24 protein-coding genes are annotated in these 26,261 nt (G+C 66.4%); 15 read left to right on the top strand and 9 right to left on the bottom strand.

The genetic code is table 11. The annotated features are described in order from the left end of the window. The 3 genes from accB to AC6CIE_RS15665 all read right to left on the bottom strand — a co-directional run bounded on the left by accB (position 1) and on the right by AC6CIE_RS15665 (position 1,605). Positions 1-459, bottom strand: a complete 459-nt coding sequence (gene accB, locus AC6CIE_RS15675) for an acetyl-CoA carboxylase biotin carboxyl carrier protein (RefSeq protein ID WP_175139133.1) — start codon at positions 457-459, stop codon at positions 1-3. 88 nt (positions 460-547) lie between these two features. Then, the gene (gene aroQ, locus AC6CIE_RS15670) at positions 548-982 is read right to left on the bottom strand and encodes a type II 3-dehydroquinate dehydratase (RefSeq protein ID WP_498092771.1); all 435 of its coding nucleotides are present in this window, start codon (positions 980-982) and stop codon (positions 548-550) included. An 89-nt stretch (positions 983-1,071) separates the two neighbouring features. Continuing rightward, positions 1,072-1,605: a TlpA family protein disulfide reductase gene (locus AC6CIE_RS15665; RefSeq protein ID WP_498092769.1), complete on the bottom strand. Its 534-nt coding sequence runs from the start codon at positions 1,603-1,605 to the stop codon at positions 1,072-1,074. Between the two features lie 97 nt (positions 1,606-1,702). On the opposite strand from AC6CIE_RS15665, the gene mpl reads away from it, so the two are divergent. The 13 genes from mpl (at position 1,703) to AC6CIE_RS15600 (ending at position 19,238) form a co-directional block, all read left to right on the top strand. Then, positions 1,703-3,073: a UDP-N-acetylmuramate:L-alanyl-gamma-D-glutamyl-meso-diaminopimelate ligase gene (mpl, locus tag AC6CIE_RS15660; RefSeq protein ID WP_498092767.1), complete on the top strand. Its 1,371-nt coding sequence runs from the start codon at positions 1,703-1,705 to the stop codon at positions 3,071-3,073. A gap of 132 nt (positions 3,074-3,205) precedes the next feature. Further along, positions 3,206-3,805, top strand: coding sequence for a YqiA/YcfP family alpha/beta fold hydrolase (locus AC6CIE_RS15655; protein WP_498092765.1), 600 nt, complete (start codon positions 3,206-3,208; stop codon positions 3,803-3,805). Positions 3,806-3,880: 75 nt separating this feature from the next. Then, a complete protein-coding gene (locus AC6CIE_RS15650; protein WP_279975190.1) occupies positions 3,881-5,782 on the top strand; it encodes a ribonuclease catalytic domain-containing protein in 1,902 nt (633 codons plus the stop codon). Positions 5,783-7,031: 1,249 nt separating this feature from the next. After that, positions 7,032-7,703 carry a response regulator transcription factor gene (locus AC6CIE_RS15645; protein ID WP_239214253.1) on the top strand — a complete coding sequence of 224 codons (672 nt, stop codon included), beginning with the start codon at positions 7,032-7,034 and terminating at the stop codon, positions 7,701-7,703. Then, the gene (locus AC6CIE_RS15640; protein WP_218342195.1) at positions 7,690-10,260 is read left to right on the top strand and encodes a sensor histidine kinase; all 2,571 of its coding nucleotides are present in this window, start codon (positions 7,690-7,692) and stop codon (positions 10,258-10,260) included. The genes AC6CIE_RS15645 and AC6CIE_RS15640 overlap by 14 nt, the downstream gene beginning before the upstream one ends. 201 nt (positions 10,261-10,461) lie before the next feature. Beyond that, complete coding sequence (locus AC6CIE_RS15635) at positions 10,462-11,559, top strand: ABC transporter substrate-binding protein (RefSeq protein ID WP_217467873.1); 1,098 nt, start codon at positions 10,462-10,464, stop codon at positions 11,557-11,559. Positions 11,560-11,695: 136 nt separating this feature from the next. Next, positions 11,696-13,474 carry an ABC transporter permease gene (locus AC6CIE_RS15630; RefSeq protein ID WP_175126245.1) on the top strand — a complete coding sequence of 593 codons (1,779 nt, stop codon included), beginning with the start codon at positions 11,696-11,698 and terminating at the stop codon, positions 13,472-13,474. Next, positions 13,467-14,555 carry an ABC transporter ATP-binding protein gene (locus AC6CIE_RS15625; RefSeq protein ID WP_175126246.1) on the top strand — a complete coding sequence of 363 codons (1,089 nt, stop codon included), beginning with the start codon at positions 13,467-13,469 and terminating at the stop codon, positions 14,553-14,555. Before AC6CIE_RS15630 ends, AC6CIE_RS15625 begins: the two co-directional genes overlap by 8 nt. 81 nt (positions 14,556-14,636) lie before the next feature. Next, positions 14,637-15,536, top strand: coding sequence for a TonB family protein (locus AC6CIE_RS15620; RefSeq protein WP_175126253.1), 900 nt, complete (start codon positions 14,637-14,639; stop codon positions 15,534-15,536). Beyond that, positions 15,533-16,396, top strand: a complete 864-nt coding sequence (aroE, locus tag AC6CIE_RS15615; protein WP_498092762.1) for a shikimate dehydrogenase — start codon at positions 15,533-15,535, stop codon at positions 16,394-16,396. The genes AC6CIE_RS15620 and aroE overlap by 4 nt, the downstream gene beginning before the upstream one ends. 5 nt (positions 16,397-16,401) lie before the next feature. Further along, positions 16,402-17,136 (top strand): monofunctional biosynthetic peptidoglycan transglycosylase, encoded by a 735-nt coding sequence (gene mtgA / locus AC6CIE_RS15610; RefSeq protein WP_218342198.1) that lies wholly within the window; start codon positions 16,402-16,404, stop codon positions 17,134-17,136. Between the two features lie 93 nt (positions 17,137-17,229). Next, the gene (gene lptG / locus AC6CIE_RS15605) at positions 17,230-18,408 is read left to right on the top strand and encodes an LPS export ABC transporter permease LptG (RefSeq protein WP_175126249.1); all 1,179 of its coding nucleotides are present in this window, start codon (positions 17,230-17,232) and stop codon (positions 18,406-18,408) included. Then, a complete protein-coding gene (locus tag AC6CIE_RS15600) occupies positions 18,405-19,238 on the top strand; it encodes a symmetrical bis(5'-nucleosyl)-tetraphosphatase (RefSeq protein WP_175126250.1) in 834 nt (277 codons plus the stop codon). Before lptG ends, AC6CIE_RS15600 begins: the two co-directional genes overlap by 4 nt. A 1,135-nt stretch (positions 19,239-20,373) precedes the next feature. Here AC6CIE_RS15600 and AC6CIE_RS15595 read toward each other — a convergent pair. The 6 genes from AC6CIE_RS15595 to AC6CIE_RS15570 all read right to left on the bottom strand — a co-directional run bounded on the left by AC6CIE_RS15595 (position 20,374) and on the right by AC6CIE_RS15570 (position 24,631). Further along, on the bottom strand, positions 20,374-21,114 hold the full coding sequence (locus AC6CIE_RS15595; RefSeq protein ID WP_279975174.1) for a lysophospholipid acyltransferase family protein: 741 nt from the start codon (positions 21,112-21,114) through the stop codon (positions 20,374-20,376). Continuing rightward, positions 21,111-22,400: a dihydroorotase gene (locus AC6CIE_RS15590; RefSeq protein ID WP_498092759.1), complete on the bottom strand. Its 1,290-nt coding sequence runs from the start codon at positions 22,398-22,400 to the stop codon at positions 21,111-21,113. The genes AC6CIE_RS15595 and AC6CIE_RS15590 overlap by 4 nt, the downstream gene beginning before the upstream one ends. Then, complete coding sequence (locus AC6CIE_RS15585) at positions 22,397-23,317, bottom strand: aspartate carbamoyltransferase (RefSeq protein WP_498092757.1); 921 nt, start codon at positions 23,315-23,317, stop codon at positions 22,397-22,399. Before AC6CIE_RS15585 ends, AC6CIE_RS15590 begins: the two co-directional genes overlap by 4 nt. Before the next feature lie 21 nt (positions 23,318-23,338). Further along, a complete protein-coding gene (ruvX, locus tag AC6CIE_RS15580; protein ID WP_175125920.1) occupies positions 23,339-23,740 on the bottom strand; it encodes a Holliday junction resolvase RuvX in 402 nt (133 codons plus the stop codon). Then, a complete protein-coding gene (locus tag AC6CIE_RS15575; protein ID WP_498092755.1) occupies positions 23,733-24,320 on the bottom strand; it encodes a YqgE/AlgH family protein in 588 nt (195 codons plus the stop codon). Before AC6CIE_RS15575 ends, ruvX begins: the two co-directional genes overlap by 8 nt. 146 nt (positions 24,321-24,466) lie before the next feature. After that, on the bottom strand, positions 24,467-24,631 hold the full coding sequence (locus tag AC6CIE_RS15570) for a rubredoxin (RefSeq protein WP_003814980.1): 165 nt from the start codon (positions 24,629-24,631) through the stop codon (positions 24,467-24,469). Between the two features lie 139 nt (positions 24,632-24,770). Here AC6CIE_RS15570 and AC6CIE_RS15565 point away from each other — a divergent pair, with 139 nt between their 5' ends. Continuing rightward, positions 24,771-25,595 carry a hydroxymethylpyrimidine/phosphomethylpyrimidine kinase gene (locus AC6CIE_RS15565; protein WP_349677776.1) on the top strand — a complete coding sequence of 275 codons (825 nt, stop codon included), beginning with the start codon at positions 24,771-24,773 and terminating at the stop codon, positions 25,593-25,595. Continuing rightward, positions 25,592-26,257, top strand: a complete 666-nt coding sequence (gene thiE, locus AC6CIE_RS15560; RefSeq protein WP_498092753.1) for a thiamine phosphate synthase — start codon at positions 25,592-25,594, stop codon at positions 26,255-26,257. Before AC6CIE_RS15565 ends, thiE begins: the two co-directional genes overlap by 4 nt. Positions 26,258-26,261 lie beyond the last annotated feature (4 nt).

The following is a 26,261-nucleotide window of genomic DNA, read 5'->3' as shown; positions in this document are numbered from 1 at the left end:
TCAGCCAATGACGAACAGGGGTTGACCGTACTCGACGGGCTCACCGTTTTCGACCAGGATTTCTTTGATGACGCCGGCCTTGTCGGCTTCGATTTCATTGAGCAGCTTCATGGCTTCAATGATGCACAGCGGATCGCCTTCCTTGACGGTGGCGCCCACGTCGATGAACGGGGCGGCGCCCGGGTTCGGCGAACGGTAGAACGTGCCGACCATCGGGGCCTTCACGACGTGGCCTTGAATGACCGGGGCAGCGGGCGCGGCCGGCGCAGCGGCGGGCGCGGCGGCGGCGGCGACGGGCGCGGCGGGCACGCCGGCTTCGGGCTGGTGGTAGGCCACCGGCTGCAGCGTCTGCGAGAACTTGACGATTCTGACCTTGCCTTCGCCTTCGGTGATTTCCAGCTCGGCGATGCCCGATTCAGCCACCAGGTCGATCAGGGTTTTGAGTTTTCGAAGATCCATAGAAGCTGCTTCCCGAGATAGTGTCGGCGTCGTCCCAGCGTCGGGGTTCGCGCCGTATAAGATGTAAAAGCGTTGATTTGATGCGAGATCAGTGCCGCACTGCGTAACGCAGCGCGGCCTCGTAGCCGTCCGCGCCCAGGCCGCTGATCAGGCCCTGCGCCAAGTCGGACAGATAAGAGTGATGCCTGAACGGCTCTCGCTTATACAGATTGGACAAATGTACTTCAATAAATGGGATCGCGACCCCGGCCAGCGCGTCGCGAATCGCGACACTGGTGTGCGTGTATGCCGCTGCGTTGATGATGATGAAGTCCGTGCCGTCCTGCCGTGCCGCCTGAATGCGGTCAACCAGCGCACCTTCGTGATTGCTTTGCCACACAGTCAGCGTGGCGCCCAATTCGCCCGCAAGCAGCTCGAGACGCTCATTGATCTGGGCCAGAGTAAGACTGCCGTAGATATGAGGTTCCCGGGTGCCAAGCAGGTTCAGGTTCGGGCCATGCAATACCAGTATGTTTTGCGCCATGCGCGTGCCAAATTGTGGATTGCCAATTGTTGGCAAAACAGCCGATAAACCAGCTTTTTACGCCAATTCCTACTATTTGTCCAACAGACTTACGCCTTCAAACCCGAAAGGGTGCGATCCAGATCGTCGGGCTGAACTTCACCCAATATCTTCCGGTTAATGCTGCCATCTGCGTTGAAAACGATAGTAAAAGGCAGACCACCGCTAGGATTACCCAGCTTACGCAGCGTATCGATGGCGCCGGCGCCGATCACCCATAGAGGGTATGAAACCTGTACTTTCTCGACAAACTTCTGCATGTTGGCGGCAGAATCAACGCCGATGCCAACAAAGCGTACTTGCGGGTATTTTTTCTGCAAAGCGTCGAGCGCGGGCATCTCTTTGACGCACGGCGCGCACCACGTTGCCCAGAAATTGACCAGGATGGGCTGGCCCTTCCAGCCGGCCAGCGAATGCGAGGCGCCGTTCAGATCCGGGAGCTGCATCTGCATGAGTCGCGCGACTGGATCGCCCGCGTCAGCCGGCGCGGCATCGTTCTTGGGCTTGCGGCCCATCAGCGTATAGCCGCCCGCGACAGTCGCGGCCACCGCCACGGCGGCGGAAAGAAGTAGGCGTCGATTCATGGCGCGATGATAACCGTTGCGGCCGTTTTACGCCGCAGGCGCGAGGCGCCGGCTTGTCGGGCCGCTATATATACAATGCGGGGCAGGAGATTTATCAATGCACCTGCACATTCTTGGCATCTGCGGCACCTTCATGGGCGGACTGGCGCTGATCGCGCGCGCCGCCGGCCACAAAGTCACGGGTTGCGACGCGGGCGTGTACCCGCCGATGAGCACCCAGCTTTCCGAACAGGGTATCGAACTGATCGAAGGCTTTGGCGCCGAGCAACTGGCGCTCAAGCCTGACCTGTACGTCATCGGCAACGTGGTCAGCCGCGGCAACCCGCTGATGGAAGCCATTCTGGAATCCGGGGCGCGCTATGTGTCCGGGCCGCAATGGCTGGGCGACAACATCCTGCCAGGCGCGCACGTGTTGGCGGTGGCCGGCACGCACGGCAAGACCACCACAAGCTCGATGCTGGCGTGGGTGCTGGAAGCCGCAGGCATGGCCCCGAACTTCCTGATCGGCGGCGTGGCGCAGGACCTGCACGTATCTGCCCGCTACGACCCGGCGCGCCGCCCCTTCGTCATCGAAGCGGACGAATACGACACGGCGTTCTTCGACAAGCGCTCCAAATTCGTTCACTACCGCCCGCGCACCGCCATCCTGAACAACCTGGAATACGATCACGCCGACATCTTCCCCGATCTGACGGCGATCGAAACGCAGTTCCACCATCTGGTTCGTACGATCCCCGGCTCGGGCCGTATCGTCCGACCGACGCAATCGGACGCGCTGGACCGCGTGATTGCACGGGGATGCTGGTCGGATACCGTCACGTTCGGTCCGGAAGGGCAGTGGCAGGCATCGCCACCGGACGCTGACGGCGCGTTCGAGGTCACGCGCGCCGGCGTCCACGCCGGCACCGTCCGCTGGTCGCTCACCGGCGAACACAACCGCATGAACGCGCTGGCCGCCCTGGCTGCCGCTGAACACGTTGGCGTGCCCGCAGAACAGGGCATCGACGCCCTCACCCGCTTCGGCGGTGTCAAGCGTCGCATGGAGCTGCGCGGCACGGTCAACGGCATCAAGGTCTACGACGACTTCGCTCACCATCCCACCGCCATCGCCACCACGCTGGAAGGTCTGCGCCGTCAAATTGGATCGGCGCGAATCCTGGCCGTGCTGGAGCCGCGCTCCAACACCATGAAGCGGGGCACCATGGCCGCCAGGCTGCCCGAGGCGCTGGCCGACGCTGACCTGGTGTTCTGCTTTGGCGCCAGCGAGGGCAAGCATGCGCTGGGCTGGAACCCGGCTGAAGTGCTGGCGCCCCTGGGCGGGCGGGCTTCCAGCTACGATGACATCGGCGCGCTCGTCGACGCCGTTGCGGGCGCCGCCCGGCCGGGCGACCAGGTGCTGGTGATGAGCAATGGCGGTTTCGGCGGCATCCATGGCAAGCTGCTGGATGCGCTGCAGGCGCGGGGCTGATTCCGCCCGCTTGGCCGAACCCGGCAAAGCGCGCCCTGCCGGACATGCCGGGCTGGCCCTGCCAGACCCGCATGTCCGGAATTCAAGCCCTCAGCCGGCCGCCTCCCGCAACGCACACGGAAACAGCAAACAATGATCCTCTATCTACACGGTTTCCGATCGTCGCCCGATTCTTTCAAGGCCCGCCTGATGGCGGACGCCATGACCGCGCGCGGCCTGACCGATGCGTGGGCCTGCCCGCAACTGCCCGCCAGCCCGCGCCAAGCCATCGACCTGGCGCTGGGCATGGCGCGCGACCGGCTGGCGGACGCCGATTCGCCGCGCGAACTGACTGTCATCGGCTCGTCGCTGGGCGGTTTCTACGCCACCTGGATCGCCGAGCAGCTGGACTGCAAGGCCGTGCTGCTGAATCCCGCCGTCCACGCCGCGCGCGACCTTGCCACCCAGGTCGGCGAGCACCACATGTATCATTCCGGCGCGCCGTTCGTTTTTTTGCCCGAATATGTGGACGAACTGGCCGCCATCCATGCGCCGCGCATCACGCAGCCCGATCGGTATTTCCTGGTGGCCGCGACCGGCGACGAAGTGCTGGATTGGCGCGAGATGCGCGACCGTTACGCCGGCTGCCGTCAGCGCATCGTGCAAGGCAGCGACCACGGCCTGTCCGATTTCGCGGATTGGATGCCGGAAGTGCTTGAATTCGCCCTAGGCGGCAAGCCGGTACGCACCTGATAATCAATATCGACTTTCAACACCCACAAAGCTGCGCAAGGCGGCGCGAGGCCGCCGCCCAGGACGATCCCCACCATGTATGTGTTTTACGAAGATGACGGCAGCTTCAAGGCCGGCAATATCCTGTCCGAGACCGACGCCAGCCTGCAGGTGGAGTCGGAGTCGGGCAAGCGCAGCAAAATCAAGCGCGCCAATACCCTGTTCAACTTCGCCTCGCCGGATCCGGCAGCCCTGATGACCCAGGCGGCCGCCACGGCCGAGACGCTGGATCTGCAATTCCTGTGGGAATGCGCGCCGCAGGAGGAATTTGACTCGCCCGCCCTGGCCGCCGACTACTTCGGCCACGCCCCCACGCCCGTCGAGCAGGCCGCGCTGCTGATGCGCCTGCACGGCGCGCCGGCGTACTTCCACCGCCGCGGCAAGGGCCGCTACCGCCCCGCCCCGCCGGACATCCTGGCCGCCGCGCTCGCCGCGCTGGAAAAGAAGCAGCGCCAGGCCGAACAGCAGCAGGAATGGGTCGACGAAATGGCCGCGGGCCGCCTGCCCGAACCCATCGCCCAGGCCGCCGAATCGCTCCTGATCCGTCCGGACAAGAACTCGCAGCAATGGAAGGCCCTGGACGCCGCGTGCGCCAAACTGGGCAAGACGCCTGACCGCCTGCTGCTAGAACTGGGCGCCTGGCCGCACGCGCTCGCCCTTCACAAGCGCCGCTTCCTGGCCGTCAACTTCCCCCGCGGCCTGGCCTTCCCCCACGTGGAACTGCCGCCCATCGACCGCGAACTGCCGCTGGCCGACGCCGAAATCTATTCCGTGGACGATGTCACCACCACGGAAATCGACGACGCGCTCTCCGTCTCCACGCTGCCCGACGGCCGCGTGCGCGTCGGCGTCCACGTCGCCGCGCCCGGCCTGTCCGTCACCCGCGACAGCGAACTGGACAAACTGGCCCGCGCCCGCCTGTCCACCGTCTACATGCCCGGCGACAAGATCCCGATGCAGCCGGACAGCGTCATCCAGGCGTTCTCCCTGGACGCCGGCCGCGAAGTGCCCGCGCTATCGCTGTACGTCACCGCCAATCCCGAAACCGGCGAAGTCATCGAATCGGAAACCCGCCTGGAACGCATCGTCGTGCGCGAAAACCTGCGCCACAACATGCTGGACAGCCAGGTCACCGAGGCAAGCCTGTCCGATCCGGACGCCGACCTCCCCTACGGCCACTGGCTGCGCCCGCTCTGGAAGCTGGCCCAGGCCCTGTCCGCGCAACGCGAAAACGTCCGCGGCAAGCCGGAAAACAATTCTCGGGTGGAATACAGCTTCTACCTGGACGGCAACCCCGACGATCCCGACACCCCCGTGCGCCTCGTCCCGCGCCAGCGCAATGCGCCGCTGGATCGCATGGTGGCCGAATACATGATCCTGGCCAACAACCTGTGGGGCGGCCTCTTGAACCAGCACGGCGTGCCGGGCATCTACCGCTCGCAGCAAGCTGGCCGCGTGCGCATGAGCACGCAGGCGCTGCCGCACGAGGCCATCGGCGTTCCCCAATACGCGTGGAGCACGTCGCCGCTGCGCCGCTACGTCGACCTGGTCAACCAATGGCAACTGATCGCCGCGGTGGAACACGGCGTCTCGGCCCGCCTGATCGCCCCCTTCAAGCCGCGCGACGCAGACCTGTTCGCCATCATCGGCGCCTTCGACGCGCAATACGCGGCCTGGGCCGAGTTCCAGAGCGCAATGGAACGCTACTGGTGCCTGCGCTGGCTGAAGCAGAACGGCGTGACGCGGACGGTGGCACATGTGCTGCGGGATGATCTGGTGCGGTTTGCGAATGCGCCGTTGGTGACTCGGGTGGGAGGGATGCCGGAGTTTGAACGCGGGACTGCGGTTGAGGTGGATATTCTGGGGATGGATGAGTTGTCTCTGGAGTTGGATTGTCGATTTGTGGGCGAAGTTAAGGGGGAGGCTGCGGCTTCGTAGGTCGCATTCTTCCGATCTTCGTCGGTCGCTTTCTTCGGTTCTTCGTAGGTCGCTTTCTTCAGTTCTTCGTAGGTCGCTTTCTTCAGTTCTTCGTAGGTCGCCCGACGCCGCGGTCACCGGGGAGGCGATCGCCCACGATTGCGGTCCGGAGCCTTCGCTCCGGACTGCCCCGTCGTCATCTTCGTTGTCGCCTTCGGCGACTGCCTTCAGATTCCCTCGGGCGCATCGACGGCGCTCGCCTCCCCGGTGACCGCGACGCCGTGCTGCCAGGGTCTTTGGTTTGCGCGCTACAAGACCCGTGGTCAGGGAAGGAGATCTGCGGGGCCGCCGGGTTGCTGCCGCCCGGACGGCGGCAACCCGGCATCGGGTCCGTGGGGCGTCGTGGCGTGTGCGCTGCGCGCTGGCGGGGATTGGTTTGCTAATGGTTCGCCTCACGGGGGGTGGGGCGGTGATGGGCGGCGCCGCGACGATTCGCCACAACCTGCCGACCTGTTCGCGCCGCCCATCGGGCACTTGAGTTCAAGTGTCGATTAGCAGCGAGCCGTGCTCGCACGAAGGTGTCAGACACCGGAACCAGTCCTACGAATCTGCTGGTGTCTGACACCCGAACCAGTCTTACAAGTCCGCGGGTGTCGGGCACCCGGACAAACTAGCGCCTTCGCCAAGGGATGGGAGTCTGAAACCTGGGAGCACACTTCGAGCCTGTAGCCAGTCTTCGCGGGTGTCAAAAACCCAAGCGTTACCTACTCGCGAAGCGTCATCATTTCAACGCAAGACGCCGCGTAAGTCTCCGGAGGCCACCCGCGCGGCCGAACGGAGACGGGCATCGCAAGATGCTTCTGGCCCGAAATGCTCTGCGCAAAAATGCCAAGAAAACTGACCGTCCCGGCGACTAGAAGACTTGAATTGCCAGAGTCCGGTGCGGTGGCGTCCCGGGGTGCGCGGGGCGTCGATAAGCCCGAGGGAATCTGAAGGGAAGGCCGTAGGCCTGGACGAAGATGACGACGGGGCAGTCCGGAGCGAAGGCTCCGGACCGCAATCGTGGCCCCGCGCGCCCCGGGACGCCACCGTGCCGGACGTCTTAAGAACCGAAGTCGCCGCAGCACTGAACGCCTAAAGAACCAAAGCAGCCAAAATTCGAGAACCAGCACGCGCCCAAGTCGAAAAACCCCCAACCCGAATCCCAACGCAACGCTAACGATCTCCCCGTTAAACTCCCAACAAAAAAGCAAACGGAGGAGAAGACATCATGCGCATTCTGCTGGTCGAGGACAATCTCGATCTTGGCGATGCCGTTGAGAGCAAGCTGCGTTCGGCAGGTCATAGCGTGCAGTGGGCGCACGACGGCGTGCAGGCCTCGCGATGGGCGCTGGACGAGACCTGGGACGCGCTCGTGCTGGACATCAACTTGCCCGGCAAGGATGGCTTCACGCTCATCCGTGAATTGCGTGCCGCCGGGCTCGACGCGCCCGTGCTCGTCATGACCGCGCGCGCCGAGATCGAGGACAAGATCGACATGCTGGATCTTGGCGCCGATGATTACCTCGTCAAACCCTTTGACCTGCGCGAACTCGAAGCACGGCTGCGTGCCCTGTTGCGGCGGCCTGCGGGGCAGACCACCAGTGTTGCGCATTACGGCAATCTCAGTCTGGACCTGGCGAACAGGCATGTCGAACTGGCCGGCGCCCCGCTCGAACTCGGCCGGCGTGAATTCCGGTTGCTTGAGATTCTGGTCGGAAAGCTGGGTCAGACCGTCGCCAAAGAACGCCTCATGAATCAGATCTTCGACCTGGACGACGGCTCGCTCAATGCGCTTGAGTTGCTGATCTCGCGCCTGCGCAAGAAACTGGCCGGCGCGTCCGTGGACATCGTCACCGTGCGGGGCGTCGGGTATCAGGCCCGCAGCCATGAAAATCCCTGAAAGCTTCTCCATCCGGCAACGCGTCTTCACGCTGGGCGCCGTGTTGCTTGCGTGCGCGCTCATCGGGCTGGTGTTCTTCCTGCGCGGCTACGCCCAGCGTGCTGCGGAACAGGCGTTTGATCGCTTGCTCGCCGCCTCCGCGTTGACCATCGCCGGATCGGTTCAGATCGAAGACAACGAAGTCACCGTCGAGCCGCCAGTCTCGTCGCTTGCCATGCTGTCCGGCGGCGAGCGCGTGTTCTACGAGGCGCGCACCTCCAACGGACGGCTCATCACCGGGTACGGCGACCTTGCGCCCGGCCTGCCGCTCGCGCAGTCCGCCACGCCCGTCTTCACGTACTTGCGGTATCACGACGAACCCATCCGCGTTGCGACCGTCGGCCGCCTCGTGTCCGCCAGCCAGCATGCCGGCTGGGTCACCTTGCGCGTCGCCGAGACGTTGGGGTCGCGCGAGGCGCTGGCCGGTGAAATTTTGCAGCGCAGCGTGTTGCCGCTGCTTGCCGTATCGCTGGTCGCGCTCGGCCTCTTGTGGTTTGGCGTCCAGCGCGCCTTTGCGCCGCTTGCCGTCGTCGAACGCGAATTGCGGCGTCGGGCGCCCGATGATCTGGAGCCGCTGTCCAAGCCCGTGCCGCGCGAGGTGCGGCGGCTCATCGAAGCGCTCAATGGCTTCATGCAGCGCCTGTCCGGCGCCATGGACAGCCTCAACACCCTGGTGGCCGACGCTGCGCATCAGGTTCGCACACCGCTCGCGTCGCTGCGCGCGCAGGCCGAGGTCGCCCTGGACGAGACCGATCCGCAGCGATTGCATGCGCGGCTTGAACGCATCCATCTGAACGCCACCCACGCCAGCCAACTCATCAACCAGTTGCTCATGGACGCCACCATCACTCACCGCATGGGCAAGGGCGCCCGCGCGCTTGTCGGCGTGGCGGAGACTGTCAACGAAACGCGCCGGCGCATTGGACCTCTGGATGCGCAGCGGCTGCGCATCGCCATTGCGCCTGAAGTGCGCCGCGCGCGCATCGCAGGGGATCGTGTCGCATTGCGCGAAATGCTGCGCAACCTGGTGGACAACGCCTTGCGTTACGCGCCGGATGGACCCGTTGAGATCCAGGCCATGCCGGTTGCCGGATATCGTGTCGCGCTGACCGTCTCGGATCGTGGGCCTGGCGTGGCCGACGATGAAAAGGAAACCGTACAGCAGCGGTTTTCGCGCGGCCGTGCGGGGGAATCGCTGCCCGGGTCCGGATTGGGACTGGCCATCGTGCGGTCCGTGGCCGTCGCGCATGGCGGCTCGTTGTGGCTGCTCGACCGGCCCGGCGGCGGCCTGACGGCTCGCGTCGTGCTGCCCTTGGCGCGCGGCGGCGCCGGGCGCGCGCTGACCACAGCCGCAGCGGCGTTCTGCACCGCATGCCTGCTGCTCGCTGCGCCGTCCGCTGAGGTCCGCGCGGCAGGCGCGGCTGAGCCGGCGCGGGTCACGTCAGATCCGGTTGCCGCTCCCGCCGCTGCCAAAACTGCCGACACCCTCCGCCCCTCGCAAATCCCGGAAATCATCACCCGCTACCCCGCCCCCCAGCCCTCCTCCCGCGTCCTCACCATCGCCGGTCCAACCGACACGCCCGTCGTCGCACCGCTCATCCAAGGCTTTCAGTCCCACCGCCCCGACGTCAGCGTCGTCTACCGCGAAATGGGCAGCCGCGAGCTCTACGAGGCCGCCATCGAAGGGCGTTTGCAGGACGTGGACGTGCTGATGAGTTCGGCATCCGACCTGCAGATCCGGCTGGCCAACGACGGGTACGCGCAAAGCTATGCCTCGCCCTACGCCGCGCGGCTGCCGTCCTGGGCCATCTGGCGGCATGAGGTCTACGGGTTCACGTTCGAGCCCGCGGTCATCGTCTATAACCCCAAGCGGTTTGCCGAGGCGGCCGTGCCGCGCTCGCGCCAGGACCTGCTGCGGCTGCTGGAACAGGACCCCCTGCGCCTGCGCGGACGCATCGGCACCTACGACATTGCCGCCAGCAGCCTGGGCTATCTGCTGGCCGAACAGGACGAACTGGTCTCGTCCAACTTCTGGGGGCTGGCCAACGCAATGGGCCAGGCCGGCGTGCGGCTGGCCGCCACCAGCGCCGAGATCCTGGACGCCATCGAGCGCGACGAACTGGACATCGGCTACAACATCCTCGGCTCGTACGCCTTGTCGCGCCAGGCCGCGGGCCGGCCCATCGGCGTGGTGTTTCCGCAGGACTACGTGCTCGTGCTGGCGCGCTCGGTGCTGATCGCGCGCACCGCCCCCAATCCCGATCTGGGACGTGCCCTGGTCGACTGGCTGCTGTCGCCCGCCGGCCAGCAGGTCGCATCCAGCCATGCCGCGCTCGGCTCCATCATGGAAGACACGCCGGGGCGCTGGACCTCCGAAGCGGTGCTCGCGCGGTCGCAGGGCATCGTGCAGCCGGTGGTGTTGAGTCCGGCGTTGCTGGTGGGACTGGATCAGCGGCGGCATTCGCGCTTCGTGCAGAACTGGATACGGCTCGTCACCGATACGCCGCAGCGGCCGTAATAGAGACGTGGGCCCGCCACGAACATAGAAAACGTGGGCGGACCACGGGCACGCCCAAGACCGCCCCCGCCGCCATGCCCAGGGATTTCCCCTAGACGCTGCCTGCCGCCATGACAGGACGACGACAGACGCGCACTCCTAAGATGGCTGCACGCGGGCCCCAGAGTCCGCAACAAGCCAAATCAATCGGAGACATCCCCCATGCTTGCCAAGTCCAAACTGGCGGCCGCCTGCGCCGCCGCATTCGCCATCGCCTCCGGCAGCGCCTTTGCGCAGGCAGTGCCCGCAGGCTACCCGGCCGACTACCAGAAGATCCTGGACGGCGCCAAGAAGGAAGGCAAGGTCGTCATCTATTCGACCACCGACACCAAGGCCGCCGGCCCCATCATCAAGGGCTTCGAAGCCATGTATCCGGGCGTCAAGGTCGAATACAACGACATGAACAGCACCGAGCTCTACAACCGCTACATCAGCGAACAGGCGGCGGGCGGCGGCAGCGGCGACATCGTCTGGAGCTCGTCGATGGACTCGGCCCTGAAGCTGGCCACCGATTACGCGCTGAAGTACCAGTCGCCCGAGGCAGGCAAGCTTCCGGCGTGGGCCAACTGGAAGGATTCGGCCTACGGCACCACCTACGAGCCGGCCGTCTTCATCTACAACAAGCGCCTCATTCCCGCGAATGAAGTGCCCACGACGCACGGCGCGCTGGCCAAGCTGATCGCCAGCCAGCCCGACAAATTCAAGAACAAGGTCACCACCTACGACATCGAGAAGTCCGCCGTCGGCTTCATGCTGGCCGTGCAGGACAAGGCCAACGATCCCAAGTATTTCGACACCCTCAAGGACATCGCCAAGGGCGGCCTGATCGTGCAGTCGTCCACCGGCACGATGATGGAACGCGTGTCCTCGGGCGAAAACCTGATCGGCTACAACATCCTGGGCTCTTACGCCGAAACGCGCGCCAAGAACGATCCGTCGTTGGGCGTGGCCTACCCCACCGACTACGCGCTGGTGCTGTCGCGTGTTGCATTCATCAGCAAGAAGGCCAAGAACCGCAACGCCGCCAAGCTGTGGATGGACTACCTGCTGTCGCAGAAGGGCCAGGAGATCATGGCCAATCAGGCCGACCTGGCGTCCGTGCGCGATGACATCGAAGGCGACAACGACGTGGACGGCATGACCAAGAAGCTGGGCGCCTCGCTCAAGCCGATTCCGGTCAACGAAACGCTGCTGGACTACCTGGAGCAGAACAAGCGCCTGGAATTCATCAAGCAATGGCGGGCGGCAGCGGGCAAGTGATGCCCCGGCTCCGGGCGGTCACGCGGCCCGGAGCCGCCGCCAACGCAGCGGACGGCGCGCCGTCCGCCTGACCCTGCCCCGGGGCCATCGCCCCGGCGGCGCGGCCACCGCGTCATTTCCGAACACAGGATTTCCCATGCAGTCATTGCGCAGAAAATGGCAGTCCCTGCCACGCGGCGTGGTGGTGCTGATCACGGCGCTCGCCATCTACGTGCCGCTGTCGTTCATCATCATCCAGAGTTTTCTCTCGGCGCCCTTCTTTGCCCCGTCCAAGAGCTGGAGCCTGGACGCCTTCCGCTTCATCTTCGCGGATCCCGATTTCTACAAGGCGCTACGCAGCGGCTTCATCCTGGCATTCGGCCTGGCCGCCATCGCCATTCCGCTGGGCGGCATGCTGGCGTTCCTGATGATCCGCACCGACCTGCCCGGCCGCCGCTGGATCGAGCCGCTGATCCTGGTGCCGGTGTTCGTGTCTCCCATGGTGCTGGGCTTCGGCTACGTCGTCGCGGCCGGTCCGGTCGGCTTCTTCTCGACCTGGGTGCAGAACATTCTTGGCTTCGTGCCCTGGAACGTCTATTCGCTGACCAGCATCGTCATCATCGCCGGCCTCACGCACGTGCCACACGCCTACCTGTACATCTCGTCGGCGCTGCGCAGCATGGGGTCCGACGTGGAGGAAGCCGCCCGCGTGGCCGGCGCTTCGCCGCTGCGCGTGATGGTGTCGGTCAGCCTGCCCATGGTGCGGCCGGCCATGCTGTACGCCACCGTGCTGCTCTTCTTCCTGGGTCTGGAAGTGTTCGGTCTGGTGCTGGTGCTGGGGGATCCGGAAGGCAACCTCGTGCTGGCGACGTATCTGTACAAGCTCACCAACAAGCTGGGCATCCCGTCCTATCACCTGATGGCCGCCGTGGCCGTGGTGCTGATCTGCATGACCATTCCGCTGGTGATGCTGCAGCGCCGCCTGATGCGCACCGCCAACCGCTTCGTCACCGTCAAGGGCAAGGCCTCGCGCGCGCGTCCGCTGCCGCTGGGCAAGTGGCGCTGGGTCGCGGGCGCGGTCGTGGCGTTCTGGCTGTTCGTCACCATCATCGTGCCGCTGACCGGCGTGCTGCTGCGCGCGTTCGTGTCCAACTGGGGGCTGGGCGTCTCGCTCTTTGACGTGTTGTCGCTCGACGCCTTCCGCACCGTGTTCTCGCAGCCCAACCTGATGCGCGCCATCGTCAACTCGGTCGCCATTGGCGTCTTCGGCGGCGCGCTGGCGGTGATGTGCTACATGTTCGTGGGCCTGGCGATGCACCGCAAGCCGGACAACGTCACGCGCTTCATGGACTACAGCGTGCTGGTGCCGCGCGCCGTGCCGGGCCTCCTGGCCGGTCTGGCGTTTTTGTGGGTGTTCCTGTTCGTGCCGATGTGGCTGGACAACGCGCTGGACGTGGACGAAAACGGCTGGCTGTCGGCCCTGCCCTTCGCCGAATGGCTGCGCGAGAACTTCGTCGAATGGCTGCGCGCCCTGCGCAGCACCATCTTCAGCGTGTGGCTCGCCTACACCGTCGTGTGGATGGCCTATGGCCTGCGCCTGATTTCCTCGACCCTGCTGCAAGTGGGGCCCGAACTGGAAGAAGCCGCCCGCACCGCCGGCGCGCGCCGCGGCCAGGTCACCCGTCATGTCACGGTGCCGCTGGCCAAGTACGGCCTGATCGGCTCGTGGCTGCTGATGTTCCTGATCTTCGAGCGCGAATACTCCACCGGCGTCTATCTGCTGTCGCCCGGCACCGAGACCATCGGGTCCATGCTGGTGTCGCTGTGGGCGTCCGGCGCCATCGACATCGTGGCCGCGCTTTCCTTCATCAATATCGTTCTGGTCGTGATCGGCCTGGGCATCGCCCTGCGATTCGGAGTCAAACTTCATGATTGAGCTTTCTGTAGAAGACCTGCACCTGGACTACGGTGACAACCCGGTGCTCAAGGGCGTGTCGATGCAGCTGCGCCAGGGCGAAGTGGTGTCGCTGCTGGGCCCGTCGGGCAGCGGCAAGACCACCCTGCTGCGCGCCGTGGCCGGCCTGGAAGGCCCCAAGCGCGGGCGCATCACCATCGGCGAGAACGTCGTCTACGACGGCGCGGCCCGCGCCGAGATCCCGGCCGAAGAGCGCAACCTGGGACTGGTGTTCCAGTCGTACGCGCTGTGGCCACATAAAACGGTATTCGAGAACGTCGCCTATCCGCTCAAGCTGCGCAAGACGCCGGGCGCCGAGGTGCGCGAACGCGTGCAGGCCGTGCTGGACCAGTTGGGCCTGGGCAAGCTTGGCCAGCGCCACCCGCACGCGCTGTCCGGCGGCCAGCAGCAGCGCGTGGCCATCGGCCGGGCGCTGGTCTACAGCCCGCCCGTCATCCTGCTGGACGAGCCGCTGTCCAACCTGGACGCCAAGCTGCGCGAGGAAGCGCGCGCCTTCCTGCGCGAACTCATCATCCGCCTGGGCCTGTCCGCGCTGATGGTGACGCACGACCAGAGCGAAGCCATGGCGATCTCCGACCGCATCCTGCTGCTGAACAACGGCAAGATCGAGCAGCAGGGCACGCCGCAGGAGATGTACGGATCGCCGTCCACCCTGTTCACGGCCGAATTCATGGGCAGCAACAACCGGCTGGACGGCAAGGTCACCGAACTGCGCGACGGCCAGGCCCGGATCGAGGGCGCCGGCTGGTCGCTATGGGGCAAGGCCGGCGCTGGCGTCGCCGCAGGCCAGGACGCCACCGCCGTCATCCGCGTGGAGCAGGTCCGTCTGGCCGATGACCCGCACGGCAACCATGTCGACATGCCGCTTCTGACCAGCATGTATCTGGGCGACCGCTGGGAGTACCTGTTCCGCACGCCGGACGCCGATCCGGCCCGCAGCCTCGCCCTGCGCGCCTACGGTCCCGAGGGCCGCGAGCCGGGCCCCTGCCGCCTCGCGCTGCCCGCCGACAAGGTCTGGATCTTCCCCCGGGCGTCCGCCTGACGGGGTCTAGGCTGTCCGTCCGAGGGTGAATACCGCCTTCGGACGGACCGCGCGGCGGGCGCGGACTCGCCTTACAATGCGCTGGTGCAACGCGCTGATTCCCCCTCCATGCTGAGCCGTTACCTCTGGTGGCTGGGCGCCCCCGCCCAGCACTACCTGCGTATCGGCATCGCGATATCGCTGTTGGTGCACGCCGGCGCGCTGGCGTGGCGTTTCAGCGCGCCCACGCAGACGCGCCCGCCCGTGACCAGCCTGGAAGTCGTGCTGCTCAATGCCCGCAGCGAGACGCCGCCGGAAACCCCGCGCACCGTCGCGCAGAACCAGATGACGGGCGGCGGCAACGCCGACCGCGGCGTGTCCACCACGCCCCTTCCCCAGACCGGCAGCTCGGCCGAGACCATCGTCCTGGAAGCCATGCGCCAGCGCCAGGTGCAACTGGAGGCCGAACAGGCCCGCCTCATGACCCAGCTGCGCTCGCCGCACAACGCCGGCCCCGAGCGCCAGGCAGTCAACCCGTGGCCCGACGGCGCCGACGTCGGCCAGGACGCCCAGGACCAGGCCAGCGTCATCCAGAACGCCCAGGTGGCGGCGCTGGCGGCGCGGGTCCAGCAGTACAGCGCCGAGCCGCGCAAACAGTTCATCGCCCCCTCTGCCGAGGCGTCCCGCTACGCCGGCTACCTGGATGCCTGGCGCACCCGGATCGAAACGGTCGGCACCCAGCATTACCCAGACGAGGCGCGCGGCCGCATTTACGGATCGCTGCGCATCACCGTGTCGGTGCGCGCCGATGGCAGCATCGCCGAGGTCGAGATCGACCAGCCCTCGCCGCACGCGGTCCTGAACCAGGCGGCGCGCCGCATCGTCCAGCTGGCAGCGCCCTTTCCCCCCTTTCCTCCCGATATCGCCCGCGATACGGACGTGCTGGTCATCACCCGCACCTGGCATTTCGTCAACGACACTCTGGAAACACAGGCCCCATGACCGAGGCGATTCCTCAAGCCCGCTACGCCGTCATCGGCAATCCCATCGCGCATAGCCGCTCGCCTCAGATCCACGCCATGTTTTCGCAGCAGACCGGCAAGCCGCTGCGCTACGAGCGCCTGCTTGCCCCGGTGGACGGCTTTGCCGACGCCGTCGCCGCCTTCGTGGCGGACTGCGGCCTGGGCCTGAATGTCACGGTGCCGTTCAAGCTGGACGCCTATGCGCTGGCGGCGGACCATCTGTCGAATCGCGCGCGGCTGGCGGGCGCGGTCAATACCCTGTCGTGGCGCGATGGCGTCTGGCACGGCTGCAACACCGACGGTGTGGGCCTGGTCAACGACCTGCTGCGCCTGGGCGTACGCCTGCCGGGCGCCGCCGTGCTGCTGGTCGGCGCCGGCGGCGCGGCGCGCGGCGTGCTGCAACCCCTGGCCGAGGCCGGCTGCGCGCGCATCCACATCGTGAACCGCACCGCCGCCCGCGCCGAGGAACTGGCCGCCGCGTGGGCCGCGAGCGGCGTGTCGCCGCAAACCCAGGTGACCGCGGGCGCACTGGCCACCGCCGCCGTGCCCGGCGGCTGGAACCTGGTCATCAACGCCACCGCCAGCGGCCTGCAGAACGCTGCGCCCGACCTCCCGCCCGGCCTGTACGCCGACGGCGCCGCCGCCTACGACATGATGTACGGCGCGCAGCCCACCGCGTTCATGCGGCAGGCCCGGACCGACGGCGCCGGCCTGACGGCCGACGGGCTGGGCATGCTGGTCGGCCAGGCCGCCGAAAGCTTCTTCATCTGGCACGGCGTACGCCCCGACGCCGCGCCCGTCCTGGCAGCGCTGCGCGAGGCGCTGGCCGCCGGAAGCTGAACGGCATGGCGACGCGCACGGGCCGCAGCGGCGGCCGCAATTGGTTCCGGATCACCACCGGCTTGGTAATGGCGCTGGTGTGCGCGATCCTGCTGTACCAATTCTGGCTGTTCGCCCAGGTGGTCTGGTACAACTACCGCGACCCGGGCAGCAGCGCGATGATGCGCGAAGAGCTGTCGCGCCTGCGCAAGGAAGACCCGGGCATCGAACTGAAATACGAATGGGTGCCGTATGACAAGATCAACCGGTCGCTCAAGCGCGCGGTGATCGCGTCCGAGGACTCCAATTTCACGGGTCACGATGGGGTCGAATGGGACGCCATCCGCAAGGCCTGGGAATACAACCAGAAACAGGAAGAGGCCGGACGCTCCAAGATGCGCGGCGGCTCCACCATCACCCAGCAACTGGCCAAGAATCTATTCCTGTCAGGTTCACGCAGCTACCTGCGCAAGGGCCAGGAACTGGTCCTGGCTTACATGATCGAACACGTCATGAGCAAGGAACGGATCCTGGAGCTCTACCTGAACGTCGCCGAGTGGGGCGTGGGCGTGTTCGGCGCCCAGGCCGCCGCCAAGCATTATTTCAATACCACCGCCGCCAACCTGGGCAACAGCCAGTCGGCCCGGCTGGCGGCCATGCTGCCCAACCCGCGCTTCTATGACAGCCATCGCAAGTCCAACTATCTGAATTCCCGAGTCGGCGTGCTGACGCGCCGGATGCAGATGGTCGACATCCCCTGAAAGGGGAACCGGACAAATCGGTCCTGCCGGCCGTCTTCCCGCTGCGGGATTTGTTAAGCTTTCACGTTTACGCGCTCCACTCCTTTTTCCTTCATGCGTACTGCACGTCGCTACCTGGCCCGAGAGGTCTATCGCTCTTGCGCAGTGGTCCTTCTGGCCCTGCTCGGCCTTTTCACGTTCTTCGCACTGGTGGACGACCTGGACAACGTGGGCGACAAGTTCTCCATGATGGCCCTGCTGTACATGCAGGCGCTGGCGATCCCCACCCGTCTCTATGACCTGCTGCCCATCGGCCTCCTGATCGGGGCCATCCTGGCGCTGGCGGGCCTGGCCCAGCGCAACGAACTCGTCATCCTGCGGGTCTCCGGGGTCAGCGGCATGAAGCTGCTGCGGATGCTCTGGATCGTCACGATCCCCCTGATGATCGGCGCGGGCCTGCTGTCCGAGTACGTGACGCCCTGGGCCGAGGTCAAGACCGGCGAAGCCAACCTGATGTTCCGCGGCAAGGCCGGCGGCGACCGCCTCAAGAGCGGCTACTGGTTCAAGGAACCCACCGCCAATGGCGGCACCCGCATCATCAACATCGCCGAACTGAAGGGCGACGGCCAGGTGGCGGGCGTGACCCTCTACGAATTCAAGAAAGACCTGACGCTGTCGGCGCTGTCCACCGCCCCCACGGGCTCGTTCACGCGCGGCGACCTGGTGCTCAAGGACGTCTCCGAAACCCGCCTGGACGCCGAAGCCGCCGAGGCGCTCGCCAACGCCCGCCCGCCCAAGAACCCGCCGGCCACCGTCATCAAGCTGCCCGAACGCTCCATCGACACCACCCTCAGCGCCGAACGTCTGCTGGCGCGCGTGCTGACGCCAGAACGCATGTCGATCGTCACGCTGCTCGACTACGTGGAATACCTGAGGGACAACCAGCTTCAATACGACCGCCAGGTCGTCGCCCTGTGGCGCAAACTGGCCTACCCCTTCACCCTGCTGGTAATGATCACCATCGCCGCCCCCATCGGCCTCATGCAAACCCGCCGCGGCGGCGTCGGCGCCAAGGTCTTCGTGGGCATCCTGCTGGGCGTGGGCTTCTTCATGCTGAACCAGCTTGCGCTCAACGTCGGCATGCTGGGCAAGTGGCCGCCCTGGCTGACCGCCCTAGGCCCGAACCTGGGCGCCATGGCGCTGGCGCTGGGCGCCATGAGCTACATGGAATACCGCCACACCATCACCCGTCTCGTCCAACAACGTTGGCCCTGGAGCAAGAGTCCCGCATGAACGGCAGTATCTGGATGATCGGCGACGTGCAGGGCTGCTGCTCGCCGCTGGATCGCTTGCTGTCCCACCCCGACCTGGTCGGCGACCCCAAGTCGCGCTTCTGGTTCGCTGGCGACCTGGTCAACCGCGGCCCGCAGTCGCTCGAAACCCTGCGCCGCATCATCGACCTCGGTGATCGCGCGACGGTCGTCCTAGGCAACCACGACCTGCACCTGCTGGCCGCGGCCGCGGGCGTGCGCAAACCGTCCAAATCGGACACGCTGGAATCCATCCTGCGCGCGCCGGACGCCACTGACCTGCTCAACTGGCTGCGTTTCCGGCCGCTTGCGCATTTCGAGCAGAACCATCTGCTGGTCCATGCTGGCACGCTGGCCAAGTGGGACGTGGCCAAGACGCTGGCCCTGGCCGGCGAAGTCCAGGACGCCCTGCGCGGCCCGAACTGGCAGAAGGCGCTTCAAAAGATGTACGGCAACGAGCCGGCCACCTGGAAGGAAGACCACAAGGGCGGCAAGCGGATGCGGGTGATCATCAACGCGCTGACGCGGATCCGCTTGTGCACGCCGAACGGGCACATGGAGTTTGCAACGAAGGTGACGCCGGGGGCTTGGCCGCCGGGGCTGGTGCCTTGGTTCGATGTGCCTAATCGGGCGACGCGTAATGTCACGACGGTGTTTGGACATTGGTCGACGCTGGGGTTGTTGCAGCGGCCGGACGTGATCTGCCTGGATACGGGATGTGTTTGGGGTGGGTCGTTGACTGCGTTGCGGTTGCAGGATCGGAAGCTCGTGCAGGTTAAGTGTTCGCAGTTTCAGGATCCTTTGGCGGAGTGAAGCGTCGGGGTTCTGCTTTGGCGGCTTCGTCGGGCGTTTTCTTTAGGTCTTCGTAGGTCGCTTTCTTTCGTTCTTCGTAGGTCGCCCGACGCCGCGGTCCCCGTGGGCACGATCGCCCACGATTGCGGTCCGGAGCCTTCGCTCCGGACTGCCCCGTCGTCATCTTCGTCCGCCTTCGGCTCCCTTCAGATTCCCTCGGGCGCATCGACGGCGCTCGCGCCCACGGGGACCGCGACGCCGTGCTACGAGGGTCTTTGGTTTGCGCGCTACAAGACCTGTGTTCAGGGAAGGAGATCTGCGGGGCCGCCGGGTTGCTGCCGCCCGGACGGCGGCAACCCGGCATCGGGTCTGTGGGACGTTGTAGCGGGGAGCGCTTCGCGCTGGCGGGGATTGGTTTGCTAATGGTCCGCCGTCACGGTGGGTGGGGCGGTGATGGGCGGCGCCGCGACGATCCGCCACAACCTGCCGACCTGTTCGCGCCGCCCATCGGGCACTTGAGTTCAAGTGACGATAAGCAGCGACCCGTGCTCGCACGACGGTGTCAGACACCCGCAAAAAACGAGCGCTTTCGCCAAGATGGGTGTCTGACACCCTGGAAGCACTCTTCAGGCCTGTAGCCCGTCTATGCGGGTGTCAGACACCCAAGCGCCGCCTACTCGCGAAGCGTCATCACAACTACGCAAGACGCCGCGTAAGTCTCCGGAGGCCGCCCGCGCGGCCGAACGGAGACGGGCATCGCAAGATGCTCCGAGCCCGAAAGGAACTGCGCAAAAATGCCAAGCACGCCGACCGCCCCAGCTGCCTGAAAACTTGAATTGCCAGAGTCCGGTGCGGTGGCGTCCCGGGGTGCGCGGGGCGTCGATAAGCCCGAGGGAATCTGAAGGGAGCCGAAGGCGGACGAAGATGACGAAGGGGAAGTCCGGAGCGAAGGCTCCGGACCGCAATCGTGGCCCCGCGCGCCCCGGGACGCCACCGTGCCGGACGCCTCAAGAACGATACTCGCCACCGCACCGGACGTCTCAAAACCCGAACCACGTCACCGTGCAGGACACGTCAAGAACGAACACCGCATCACCAGCAAGCAACGTACAAAGACCTACGGTGCTAGGTCAAAGCCAGCCAGAAATCACGCAAATCAAAGCACCGAAGCAATCGCATCCCGAGCCTGATGCGACAGTTCCAACCGCGTCGGCAGACTCCCGTCCGGATGACGCGCAGCCAGCGGCGGCAGAAACACCACTTCGACGGATAAACCCGTCACGCCCAGCACCCGCCAAAGGTTTCCCACCAAAGACTCCTCCCCCACAAACGCCGCATATCCGCTGCGCTTGCCGTGCTGCATGAACCGCAACGCCACGGGTTGGATTTCAACCGCCGCCGCGCGGGCGGGTTCGAAGAGGCTGGCGTGGAAAGGGAGGAGCTCGAAGCCTTCGGTCGTCGTGCCTTCCGGAAACAGGCCGACCGCGTCGCCCTGTTTGAAGCGCGCCTGCATCGACTCGCCCATCGCGTGCACCGCGTGGCGCTGGCCGCGTTCAATGAACAGCGTGCCTGCGCCGGCGACCAGCCAGCCGATCACCGGCCAGGCGCGGATCTCGCTCTTTGCCACGAAAGACGTCGCGCGGGCCGAGTTCAGGACGAAGATGTCGACCCACGACACGTGGTTGGCCACCAGCAGCACCGGTCCTTCCAGGCGTGGTTCGCCCTTGAGGATGACCTTGATGCCACAGGCTGCCATCAGCCAGCGTGACCACCGGCGGTTCAGCCGGGCGCGGGCTGCGGGGCGCATCAGGGGGTAGGCTAGGCCCACGCTCAGCAGGCCGAAAATGATCAGGGGCAGGACAAGGCTCAGCCGTAGGACAAAGCGCAGCAGCTTCAAACTGGAGTCTCCCAGGCCGGTTGGCCACCGACCACGGTGGCTCGTACTCGACCGGGCAGCATCATACCTGCGAAAGGTGTCTGGGCGCTGCGGCTTTGCAGTGCTGCCGGCATCACCATCCATTCGGTGTCCAGGTCCACCAGACACAGGTCTGCCGGCGCATCCACACCCAGATTGCCGCATGGACCCAGGTGCGGCGCGACGGCGGACAGCACGGTGGCCGGGCCCGACGTCACGCGTGCCAACGCGTCGCCGACTGAACGGCGGCTGTCGCGCGCCCACTTCAGAGCCAGCGACAGCAGCAGTTCAAGACCGGTTGCGCCCGGTGTGGCGGCCGCGAACGGGGCGGCCTTGCCTCGTGCGTCCACCGGCGTGTGATCCGAGCACAGCGCGTCGATCACGCCCTCCGCCAGCGCCGACTGAAGCGCGTCGCGGTCACGCTGGCCGCGCAGCGGCGGCGACAGGCGATGATTCGTGTCGAAGAAGCCGATGTCCACGTCCGTCAGCAGCAGGTTGTTCATGGACACATCCGCCGTGACCGGCAGGCCTTCCCGGCGGGCCGCGCGCAACAGATCCACGCCGGCCGCTGTCGACAGGCGCGACAGGTGCACGCGCGCGCCGGTCGCGCGCTGCAATTCGAAGATCGTCTGCAGTGCCACCGTCTCTGCCTGCGCCGGCATGCCTTCCAGGCCCAGGCGTTCCGCGTACGCGCCGCTGGCGGCCGAGGCGCCCCGTGCAAGCCAGGGGTCTTGCGCACGCAGCCACAGCGTCTGGCCCAGACCGCTTGCGTAACGCATCGCGCCCCAAAGCACCCGCGTGTCCGCCACGAGCGACTCGCCCAGTGCGAACGCGATGCAGCCTGCCCGCGCCAGCAGCGCCATTTCGGTCAGTGTTTCGCCGGCCAGGCCCACGGTCATCGCGCCCAGCGGGTGAACTGCGCACTGCCCCGCCTGCGTGTGGCGCAGCAGCGCCTCGAGCTTGGTCGGTTCGTCCGGCGGATTTTCGGCATCGGGCGGCAGCACCAGGCGCGTCACGCCACCGGCCAAGGCAGCGCGCAGTTCACCGGGAGCAAATCCCGCGTTGCCCGGCTGCGTCACGCGCGCCGACAGATCGATCAGGCCCGGCAACACGGCCAGGCCCGTTGCATCAATACGCCGATCCGCCTGGAAGGCGTCGGGCGCCGCGCCCACAGCGACGATGCGGCCCGCGGCAATGTAGAGATCGTGCTGACCATCCACGCCGTTTGCGGGATCGATCAGCCGGCCGTTGGCTATGTGCAGTCTCATGGCGCCGCTCCGGCCAGCACGCGCAGCACCGCCGTGCGCAGGGGTTGTTTAAGCGCCGCGACGCGTGCCTCGGCGGGTTCGAGGGCGGCGGCGATGTCGCCATCCACTTCCACGCCCGGCACCAGCCCGCCCGCTGGCAGCAGCAGCACATCCGGCTTGGCAAACGCCAGCGCCGCGAGCGTGATGCCGTGGGTGCAGGCGTATTCGCGCGCCGACGGAAGCTGCGCGCCGCTGATTTCTTCGACATTCAGCGGCAGCGCGATCACCACGTCCGCATCGCTCAGGCTTTCCTGCAGCTTTGCGCACGCGCGCACGCCCAGTTGCGCCAGGCCGTCAGGCAGCAGCGTGCGTGGCGCGGCGACGCGCACTTCGGGCACGCCCAAAGTGGTCAGCAGATGGATGACGGAACGCGCCACACCCGAATGGCGGATGTCGCCCACCAGCGTCACGACGAGGCTGGTGAGGTCAGGTTTGATCTCGATGATGGCCTGCACCAGCGCTAACGCGAGGACGGGATCGGCATGCCGGCCATCACCCGCATTGAGTACGTGCAGGCCGGGCGAGGCATGGGCCACAGCGCAATGGGCCGCGCCGCTCTGGCCGTGGCGCAGGATCAGCACACCCGGCGCCAGCGCAGCGGCCGTTTCCGCAAGGGCCTCAATGGCTTGCGGTTCCAGCGACACCGGCAGCATCGACAGGCTGGCCGCGGCAGCGGCGTAGGCGTCGCGGGCCGCAGTGTCCGTGTCGGGCAGACACAGAAATATCGGCATATCCGGCGCGATGGACGGCGGCGAATCGTCGGACGCCGACGGCGCGCGCGCCATCTCGAGCAGCCGCTCGACGTGCCGGCGCGGCAGCCCTTCGGTAGTCAGCAGATGCGTGAGTTCGCCGCGGCGGTCGAGTTGCGGATTGAGCATGGGCAAGACAGGCCGCGGCCGTCAGACCGCGGGCAAGGCATCCAGATAGCGTTGCAGGATAACCGCCGCCGCCATCGCGTCGTCCGCGGCATGTGTGCCGAGCAGGCGTTGCGCCTCCATGCTGGAGCCGCGTTCGTCCACCAGTTCCACGGCGATGCCGAAACGGCCATTCAGTTGGTTGGCAAAGCGGCGGCAGCGTGCCGTGGCGGGTTGTTCGCCGCCTTCTGCGTCCAGCGCCAGACCGACGACGACGCGGTGCGGCTGCCATTCCTGCAGCAGTGCCGCGATGCGGCCGAAGCGCGCGTCGCGGACTTCACTGAAGATGATTTCGAGCGGACGCGCCTGCCGCGTCAGCGTATTGCCGATGGCAATGCCGATCTTCTTTTCGCCGAAATCGAAGGCAAGCAGGGTTTCTTCAGGCATGGCCAGCGTCGCCCGCCAGCATGACCGGGTCGATGCCCAGCAGCTTGAGCGCGGCGGGGTAGCGTTCCTCGGGCGGCACGTCGAAGATGATGTGCGCGTCCGCGCCCACGCTCAGCCAGGCGTTCTGGCCCATTTCGCTTTCTAGCTGGCCTGCGCCCCAGCCGGCGTAGCCCAGCGTGACCAGCATGCGTGCCGGCCCGTTGCCATCGGCCACCGCCTGCAACACATCGCGCGAGGTGGTCAGCGCCATGTCGCCCAGCTTGATGCTGGAACTGTAGTCGCCGGCGGGCGCGTGCAGCACAAAGCCGCGATCCGTCTGGACCGGTCCGCCAAAGAAGACGAACGTGTCCTTGACGGGTCCGATCTCGAGCGTCAGGTCGATGCGTTCGAACAGCGTGCCCAGCGTGAGATCGGTGGGACGGTTGATGACCAGTCCCAGCGCGCCGCGGTCAGTGTGCTCGCACACGTAGATGACGGAACCCGCCAGGCTTCCTTCGACCATGCCCGGCATGGCGATCAGGAACTGGTTGGCGAAGTTGGCCGCCTCGGTGCTGGCGTTTTCGTGGTGTTTTTCCGTCATGGCAACCCCTTCATGGGTAGTCTGAGAAAACCGTTGGGAGTGATTGCGCAGACGCAAACGTCATGCCTGGCGGCAGTCCGGCGGTTACGAAGAATGGGGTATGCCCCATCTTACGAGCCCTGGCGGAAGTTGTCGGCGTGACGGTTTCAGATTTCCATCAGTTCGAAGTCCTCTTTGCGGGCGCCGCATTCGGGACAGACCCAGTTTGGCGGCACGTCTTCCCAGCGGGTGCCGGGTGCAATGCCTTCGTCGGGCAGGCCGGCCTCTTCGTCATAGACCCAGCCGCAAATCAGACACATCCAAGTACGCATAGTTCTCTCTTACATCAAAACCCCACCGGCGTCCCCGCGGTGGGGCAAAGGTGAGGGGCTTCCATTAGAATGGGGACAATCTTACCGAAACCCAATAGGGGTTCCCCTGATTCATGCCAAATGAGCCGGGGCGCCCTCAATCAAGCACTGTCACGTGGCCCCCGTTACTCCCCCTCTCGTTTTGGTCTTCGGCCCGCTCGATCCCTCGGGATCAGACGGTTTGCCCGCGGATGCCGTCACCTGCGCCCGTCTGGGCTGTCATGGCCTGGCGGCCGTAACCGCGCTGACCGTGCAGGACACCGCCGGCATCGAAGAAATCCACCCCGTTTCCCCCGATCTGCTGGACGACCAGGCGCGTTGCCTGCTCGAAGACATGTCGGTTCAGGCCATCAAGGTGGGCGGACTATACACCGCGGAAACGGCAAGCGTGGCGGCGCAGGTTGCCGCCGACTACAGCCAGGTCCCGCTGGTGCTGCACCTGGGCCAGCGCGCGCAGGTGCCCGCCAATGCCGCCGACGAGGACGAAGCCGACGACCTGCTGGCCGCGACCCTCGAACTGGTGCTGCCGCAGACCGACCTGCTGGTCATTGAACACCTGCGCCTCGCCCAGTGGCACGCCGACGGCGACATCGATATCGGGGACGCACCTACGCCCATGCACGCCCTCGTGGCGGCCGGCGCGGCGTGGGTGCTGGTGCTGGGTAGCCCCCAGCGCCCCGGCCACTTCGCCAACGTACTGCTCGGACCCGGCGGCCAGACCCATACGTGGCCCTGGCAGGCGCCCCCCGACCGCAACGGCGATGCCGGCGGGCTGGCCGCCACCGCAATCACCGCCATGCTGGCGCAGGGCCTGGAAATGCCGGAGGCCGTGCGCCAGGGTCTGGTCCACGCCGACGCCGCCGTGGCCGCCAGCTTCCTGCCGGGCATGGGCCGGCGCATTCCTAATCGGATTCTGCCTCAATGAAATCGCTGCGTTTTCCCACCGGCCTGTATGGCGTGACGCCTGAATGGGACGACACCGACCGCCTGCTCAAGGCCGTGCGTGACGCGGCCGCGGGCGGCATGCGGTCGCTGCAATTGCGCCGCAAGAACGTGCCTGACGCCGTGCGCGCCGCGCAGGCCCGCGCCCTGGCGCCGCTGTGCCGCGAACTAGGTGTGGTGTTTCTCATCAATGACGACTGGCGCCTGGCGCTGGACGTCGGCGCAGACGGCGCGCACGTGGGGCGCGACGACGAAAGCCTGGCGCACATCCGCCGCGAAGCCGGCCCCGATTTGATCCTGGGCGGCTCCAGCTACGACGACCTGACGCGGGCACGTGAATTGCTCGACGCGGGCGCAGACTACATCGCGTTCGGCGCCATGTTCCCGTCCACCGTCAAACCCGACACGGTGCGCGCGCCGCTATCCGTCCTGACCGAAGCCCGCCGCCTTGCCGACGAGCGCGACGCGCCCCGGCCCGCCGTGGTCGCCATCGGGGGCATCACGCCCGCCAATGCGCCGCTCGTGGCCCAGGCCGGCGCCGACGCCATCGCCGTCATCACGGCGCTGTTCGAGGCGCCCAGCGTCCGGGCCGCCGCCGTGGCCTGCTCCGCGCCCTATTCCGCCAACTCCAACCGTAAGCCTTGATCGC

Source organism: Achromobacter sp. GQ309, assembly GCF_059759315.1.
The sequence above is the reverse complement of the archived record's forward strand: the minus strand, read 5'-3'. Positions and strand labels throughout refer to the sequence as shown.

Excerpts from the sequence above, each read along its gene's own strand:
- AC6CIE_RS15625 (WP_175126246.1), top strand. The coding sequence starts at position 13,467 with ATGATTGAGCTTTCTGTAGAAGACCTGCACCTGGACTACGGTGACAAC.
- AC6CIE_RS15585 (WP_498092757.1), bottom strand. The coding sequence starts at position 23,317 with ATGCTCAATCCGCAACTCGACCGCCGCGGCGAACTCACGCATCTGCTG.
- AC6CIE_RS15635 (WP_217467873.1), top strand. The coding sequence starts at position 10,462 with ATGCTTGCCAAGTCCAAACTGGCGGCCGCCTGCGCCGCCGCATTCGCC.
- AC6CIE_RS15655 (WP_498092765.1), top strand. The coding sequence starts at position 3,206 with ATGATCCTCTATCTACACGGTTTCCGATCGTCGCCCGATTCTTTCAAG.
- AC6CIE_RS15640 (WP_218342195.1), top strand. The coding sequence starts at position 7,690 with ATGAAAATCCCTGAAAGCTTCTCCATCCGGCAACGCGTCTTCACGCTG.
- thiE (WP_498092753.1), top strand. The coding sequence starts at position 25,592 with ATGAAATCGCTGCGTTTTCCCACCGGCCTGTATGGCGTGACGCCTGAA.
- lptG (WP_175126249.1), top strand. The coding sequence starts at position 17,230 with ATGCGTACTGCACGTCGCTACCTGGCCCGAGAGGTCTATCGCTCTTGC.
- AC6CIE_RS15600 (WP_175126250.1), top strand. The coding sequence starts at position 18,405 with ATGAACGGCAGTATCTGGATGATCGGCGACGTGCAGGGCTGCTGCTCG.
- AC6CIE_RS15570 (WP_003814980.1), bottom strand. The coding sequence starts at position 24,631 with ATGCGTACTTGGATGTGTCTGATTTGCGGCTGGGTCTATGACGAAGAG.
- mtgA (WP_218342198.1), top strand. The coding sequence starts at position 16,402 with ATGGCGACGCGCACGGGCCGCAGCGGCGGCCGCAATTGGTTCCGGATC.
- aroQ (WP_498092771.1), bottom strand. The coding sequence starts at position 982 with ATGGCGCAAAACATACTGGTATTGCATGGCCCGAACCTGAACCTGCTT.
- AC6CIE_RS15590 (WP_498092759.1), bottom strand. The coding sequence starts at position 22,400 with ATGAGACTGCACATAGCCAACGGCCGGCTGATCGATCCCGCAAACGGC.
- AC6CIE_RS15665 (WP_498092769.1), bottom strand. The coding sequence starts at position 1,605 with ATGAATCGACGCCTACTTCTTTCCGCCGCCGTGGCGGTGGCCGCGACT.
- AC6CIE_RS15650 (WP_279975190.1), top strand. The coding sequence starts at position 3,881 with ATGTATGTGTTTTACGAAGATGACGGCAGCTTCAAGGCCGGCAATATC.
- AC6CIE_RS15630 (WP_175126245.1), top strand. The coding sequence starts at position 11,696 with ATGCAGTCATTGCGCAGAAAATGGCAGTCCCTGCCACGCGGCGTGGTG.
- ruvX (WP_175125920.1), bottom strand. The coding sequence starts at position 23,740 with ATGCCTGAAGAAACCCTGCTTGCCTTCGATTTCGGCGAAAAGAAGATC.
- AC6CIE_RS15575 (WP_498092755.1), bottom strand. The coding sequence starts at position 24,320 with ATGACGGAAAAACACCACGAAAACGCCAGCACCGAGGCGGCCAACTTC.
- AC6CIE_RS15645 (WP_239214253.1), top strand. The coding sequence starts at position 7,032 with ATGCGCATTCTGCTGGTCGAGGACAATCTCGATCTTGGCGATGCCGTT.
- aroE (WP_498092762.1), top strand. The coding sequence starts at position 15,533 with ATGACCGAGGCGATTCCTCAAGCCCGCTACGCCGTCATCGGCAATCCC.
- accB (WP_175139133.1), bottom strand. The coding sequence starts at position 459 with ATGGATCTTCGAAAACTCAAAACCCTGATCGACCTGGTGGCTGAATCG.
- mpl (WP_498092767.1), top strand. The coding sequence starts at position 1,703 with ATGCACCTGCACATTCTTGGCATCTGCGGCACCTTCATGGGCGGACTG.